Here is a 4284-nt window from a genome sequence, read left to right on the forward strand (position 1 = left end):
TTGCCGCTGGCGTCGATGCCGTGAATGGCAAAGACGTTCTTCGCCAGGTCGATTCCCACGACCGTGACATCGTGTGCGGCTGCTGCGGGAGTGGTAAACTTTTTCATGACTTCCCCTTTCGATTGTGGCTGACCAATTCGCCAAATTCGTTTAGACCACGTCGGCTTACAAACGTTGCTTCACCGTAGGTTCAGGAACGGGGAAGTCCCTTTCATTCACAGGGGGGCCACGCGCGTGAGCACCGCCTCTTCACAGGGGGGCCACGCGCGTGAGCACCGCCTCTTCGACAAGCATGATTGAGATCATCATCGCCGACGCCGTCGTCCGCGTTGGCGCCGGCACCGATGCCACCTTGCTTGCACTTGTTCTCCACAGTCTGCGCACATGATCGGCCTGCCCACTGGCACCAGGATCTGGCTTGCCGCCGGCATCACCGACATGCGTGCCGGGATGAATGGCCTGGCCACCAAAGTCGAAACTGCGTTGGCCGAAGATCCGTACTGCGGCCATGTGTTCGTGTTCCGAGGTCGTCGCGGCGACATGCTCAAGGTGCTATGGTGGTCCGGCGACGGCCTGTGTCTGTTTGCAAAGCGCCTCGAACGGGGCCGCTTCGTCTGGCCACAGGCGACTAGCGGCAGCGTCTGCCTGACTCCGGCGCAGCTGTCGATGCTGCTCGAAGGGATCGACTGGCGCCGGCCGGAACGCACCTGGCGGCCGACGTCAGCCTTGTAAACGTACGCTGCCTCGCGTAAACTCAGCCCATGCTGAGCGCCGCCGAATTTCCCAACGACATCAATGCCCTGAAAGCATTGCTGTTGGCGCGCGACGAACAGATCCTGGGACTGCAAGCACAGCTGAACACGCGCGCCGCCGAGATCGAGCATCTAAAATTGTGGATCGCCAAGCTGCGACGCATGCAGTTTGGCCGCAAGTCCGAGAAGCTCGACCATCAGATCGAACAGCTCGAATTGCAGCTTGAGGACTTGCAGGCCGATGACGCCGAGGCCGAACGGGAAATGCCGCCGATGGACAAGGCGCCGCGTTAGCGCGCGCCGCGCAAAGCGCTGCCCGAGCATCTGCCACGTGATGAAAAAGTGTATCTGCCAGCGACGACAGATTGCCCGGCCTGTGGTGGCACATTAAAACAGCTTGGCGAAGACGTCGCCGAACAGCTTGAGTTCGTGCCAGCGAGCTTCCGCGTGATCCGCCATGTGCGCCCGAAATTGGCTTGCGGCTGCTGCGACGCCATCGTGCAGGCGCCAGCGCCGAGCCGGCCGATCGAACGTGGCATCGCCGGCCCTGGCTTGCTCGCCCATGTGCTGGTCGCCAAGTTCGCCGACCACCTGCCGCTGTACCGCCAGTCCGTGATCTATGCACGCGAAGGTGTCGATCTGGACCGGGCACTGCTGGCCAGCTGGGTTGGCGCAGCCAGTGCGCTGCTGCGTCCCTTGGTAGATGCCGTCTGCAAGCATGTGCTGGCCGCAGATAAACTGCACGCTGACGATACGCCAGTGCCGGTGCTCGCGCCAGGCAATGGAAAAACCAAAACAGGACGCCTATGGACCTATGTGCGGGACGACAGGCCAGCCGGCGATCTGACGCCTCCGGCAGTCTGGTTCGCCTACTCGCCAGACCGCAAAGGCATCCATCCGCAAACGCATCTGGCCAAGTTCGAGGGCATGCTGCAGGCTGACGCGTACGCCGGCTTCAACGCGCTGTACGAAGGTGGAAGAATCGTTGAAGCGGCATGCTGGGCTCACGCGCGTCGTAAATTCCACGATCTGCACGTAGCGCGACCATCGCCACTGACGACAGAGGCGCTTCGCCGCATCGCCGAACTGTATCTGATCGAGGCCGAGATCCGCGGCAAACCACCGGACGAGCGCCGGTTGGCGCGACAGGCACGCGCGCGACCATTGCTTGACGACCTCGAGCAGTGGCTGCGCGCCTCGCTTGAAAAGCTCTCGCGCAAATCCGACACGTCGGCTGCCATCCTGTACGCACTGAACCTATGGCCAGCGCTGCTGCGCTACTGCGACAACGGCATCATCGAGATCGACAACTCGGCCGCCGAACGGGCGCTGCGTGGCATCGCCATCGGCCGGCGCAACTACCTGTTTGCTGGCGCCGACAGCGGCGGAGAGCGTGCTGCCGCCATCTACTCGTTGATCGGCACGGCCAAGCTGAATGGCGTCGACCCCGAGGCATGGTTGCGCCATGTGCTGACGCAGATCGCCGACCATCCCGTCAACCGCGTTGACGAGTTACTGCCCTGGAATTGCGCCCAGCAGATCAAGCCTGCTTGAGCAACACGTCGCTTCCCAGCGAGGTGAGGCCATCATCAACTAGCGCGGCACGCTGCTCAAGACGGTAGTGGGACGACGCTTACCGCGGTTGTCCTGATTTACCAAGCGAATAACAGTGGCGTCTTAGATTTGATGGAAGTGGAAAGACACGTCGCTAAGATCAACGTGACCACCTTCCACTCTTTCCTTAAGGCTTCATATGTGAGCGGAGAGGTTCTCCCGGGCCTAAACTTGACTTGATGACCACGGCGACGACCGATCCCTTCGGATATCGCTGACTTGGGACTCTGAGGCCCGATATAGGTTTGGCGGTGCCCCCCGAGTCAGGGCCATTTCTCGAGGTTTACTATATATTACTCCGTGGAAATAACTTTTCATAACTTCTGATCTTCTTGATTAGAAAGAGTCGACAGTTTTCTCAGCGAGCTCGTTCTGAAAGCTGCTAATGTGACTATCTGTGTATTTCTATTTTGCGATTTTCCGTTATTATTAGCGAACCGATGAGAAATCTACCTTCTGACGGAACAATATACGGAGAGTCATGAACGACAAACAACCCGCATCATGTGAGAGCTCCGAATGGAAGGCGCTGATTGACTTGTCGATCGAGGGATGGCGTTTCGCCCGCGTTTTTGGACGCTTGACCTCTAGGCTTGACGCTAGCGAGGCTTTGCGCTACACCAATCAAGCCCGCTATTTCCTTAAGAAAATCGACGATGTACTTCAAGGGTCGGGGCTGCGCATCGTAAGCCTGGAGGGCCAAGTATACGATACGGGAATGGCTGTATCGGGCCTCAATGTCGCTGATTTTGAGCCAAACGACATCCTAATTGTCGACCAAATGGTCGAGCCAGTAATCATGGGGCCAGAGGGCCTTGTCCGCGGCGGAACCGCAATGTTAGCTAAGGTGAACTCGCAATGAAGAATTACATCGGCATCGATCTTGGAACAACCAATAGCGCAGTTTGTGCCTATGATGGAGAAAGCCTGCGCCTTTTCAAGAGCCCTGATCAGAACGACGTCACTCCGTCTGCTATCTTTATTGATCGGCGCTCCAATAAGTATGTCGGCAAGCGCGCTTACGATAATGCCGCTCGTAATCCAGAAAATGCCGCGACTCTCTTCAAGCGTCTCATGGGCACCAGCACACCGGTCAAACTGCCGGCAGTTGACCTGGTAATGACCCCGGAGGAGTGCTCAGCCGAAATCTTGCGCGTGCTATTTGGCTACATGCCAGAGGAAATCCGAAACGATCCGGAGACCGGGACCGTGATTACCGTACCTGCCGCCTTCAATCAAATGCAAAAAGACGCCACCATGGCCGCCGCGGAGATGGCGGGCTTGGGTAAGGTCGCCCTGATGCAGGAACCGGTCGCCGCCGTGATGAGCGTAATGCGCCATCGCAAGGGCGACGGTATGTTCCTCGTCTACGATTTAGGTGGAGGCACTCTCGACATCGCCATCGCCGAGAGCATCAGCGGACGAGTAAGTCTTCTGGCTCACGGAGGCATCGCAATGTGCGGCGGACGCGATTTCGACCGGCTCTTGCTCGATAACGTCGTCAAGCCCTGGCTCCTGAAAAACTTCGATTTACCCGAAGATTTTTCTTCCGATAAGCGCTACGCCACTCTGCGCCATATGGCTACTTGGGCTGCCGAAAAAGCGAAGATCGAATTATCCTCCAGCGACGAGGCCGTCGTCACGCTGGACGACGGAGAACTGCGCATAAAGGACGAGTCCGGCGTAGATGTTTACATCGACATATCGGTCTCGAGGGAGGTCTTCGACGATTTGATAGCCGCAAAACTCGAAGAGTCCATTGCTGCCGCCCGCGAGACGATGGAGAAGGCTGGCCTTAGCCCCACCTCGTTATACACAAGTCCGAAGCGCCGAACGCCGGAGCTGAAAAATCGTTTACTTTCAATGACTTGCAGCAGCCCTTGTAAACTTGATCGTTTTCGCGTTTACTCTCGTCTTT

The 4284-nt window shown here is 58.0% G+C and carries 3 protein-coding genes and 1 pseudogene; all 4 read left to right on the forward strand.

Features of this window, described 5'->3' with window-relative positions:
- Positions 1-384 precede the first annotated feature (384 nt).
- The gene (gene tnpB / locus ACP7BZ_RS22770; protein ID WP_426117458.1) at positions 385-732 is read left to right on the forward strand and encodes an IS66 family insertion sequence element accessory protein TnpB; all 348 of its coding nucleotides are present in this window, start codon (positions 385-387) and stop codon (positions 730-732) included.
- Positions 733-761: 29 nt separating this feature from the next.
- Positions 762-2306 (forward strand): annotated as a pseudogene (gene tnpC, locus ACP7BZ_RS22775) (IS66 family transposase).
- 541 nt (positions 2307-2847) lie between these two features.
- The gene (locus ACP7BZ_RS22780) at positions 2848-3228 is read left to right on the forward strand and encodes a hypothetical protein (protein WP_426117460.1); all 381 of its coding nucleotides are present in this window, start codon (positions 2848-2850) and stop codon (positions 3226-3228) included.
- Positions 3225-4284: Hsp70 family protein (locus tag ACP7BZ_RS22785; protein ID WP_426117462.1), on the forward strand; the 1060-nt coding region annotated here is incomplete at its 3' end. The genes ACP7BZ_RS22780 and ACP7BZ_RS22785, both read left to right, overlap by 4 nt.

Origin of the sequence: Massilia sp. PWRC2 (assembly GCF_049896725.1) — a bacterium.
Taxonomy (GTDB): domain Bacteria; phylum Pseudomonadota; class Gammaproteobacteria; order Burkholderiales; family Burkholderiaceae_D; genus JAFCUW01.

Bases quoted from the DNA above. Each gene is read 5' to 3' on its own strand.
- ACP7BZ_RS22780 (WP_426117460.1), top strand. From the start codon at position 2,848: ATGAACGACAAACAACCCGCATCATGTGAGAGCTCCGAATGGAAGGCG.
- tnpB (WP_426117458.1), top strand. From the start codon at position 385: ATGATCGGCCTGCCCACTGGCACCAGGATCTGGCTTGCCGCCGGCATC.